The following is a 799-nucleotide window of genomic DNA, read 5'->3' as shown; positions in this document are numbered from 1 at the left end:
AGGGCAACGAATTCTGCATCCTGGCCGCCGAAGATTGACCCCTCGGCCCCTATTAGCGCGAGCGTGCGTGTTTGCACACGACACGCCGCGCATCAGCGACAGTTTGTGCACGCTGAGCTCTCCGTGAGCGCGCGGTCAATCCGCCGCGGCGTTGGGCTTCAACGGCGGACAGCGCCCGTCGACGACGGCCAACTCGAAGTGCCAGATCTCGTTGGCATAGACCTGGCACAGGCCGAACTCGCGACCGTTGGCGATCAGCCACTTGTCCGCCTCGACAGGACCGATGTCGACGGCCTGACCGGTGACGTGCTTCGACTTCTCCGGCGAGGCCACGAATTCCCGTGCAGCTCCGATGCTTCCGTACTTGACGACACCGTCGGCGAACAGCCTCTCCTGGAAACCCTTCGATCGCCACCCCGACGAGATGCGCATCTCGATGCCGTCGCTCTCGGCGCGGCGGGCCGCCTTCTGAACCGACTCGCGCAGCTGCGGGTCGAGCCACTCCACGATCGGATCGTGAGTGTCGAATGGGCTGAGCGTGCGACTGTCGGGCAGCCAACCGCCGACGGTGTCCTGCGCTGCCGGTCCGAGCTTCATGGGTTCCTGGCCGACGACGGGTGCCGGGGCCGGTGGCGGCGCGGCCGTGCCACACGCCGCAACTGCCCACACCGACACGGCCGCGAGCGTGCACATGAGGCTGAGTTTTCGCGGCGTGTCGTGTACAAACACGCACGCTCGCGCTAATAGGGGCCGAGGGGTCAATCTTCGGCGGCCAGGATGCAGAATTCGTTGCCCTCGG

General features: G+C 66.2%; 1 protein-coding gene. It reads right to left on the bottom strand.

The annotated features are described in order from the left end of the window. Window positions 1-135 precede the first annotated feature (135 nt). Window positions 136-693 carry a M15 family metallopeptidase gene (locus tag A5650_RS12310; RefSeq protein WP_067288725.1) on the bottom strand — a complete coding sequence of 186 codons (558 nt, stop codon included), beginning with the start codon at window positions 691-693 and terminating at the stop codon, window positions 136-138. Between the last annotated feature and the right edge of the window lie 106 nt (window positions 694-799).

Source organism: Mycobacterium sp. 1164985.4 (assembly GCF_001668575.1).
GTDB lineage: Bacteria > Actinomycetota > Actinomycetes > Mycobacteriales > Mycobacteriaceae > Mycobacterium.
The sequence above is the reverse complement of the archived record's forward strand: the minus strand, read 5'-3'. Positions and strand labels throughout refer to the sequence as shown.

Coding starts and splice junctions, on each gene's coding strand:
- A5650_RS12310 (WP_067288725.1), bottom strand. CDS start 693: ATGTGCACGCTCGCGGCCGTGTCGGTGTGGGCAGTTGCGGCGTGTGGC.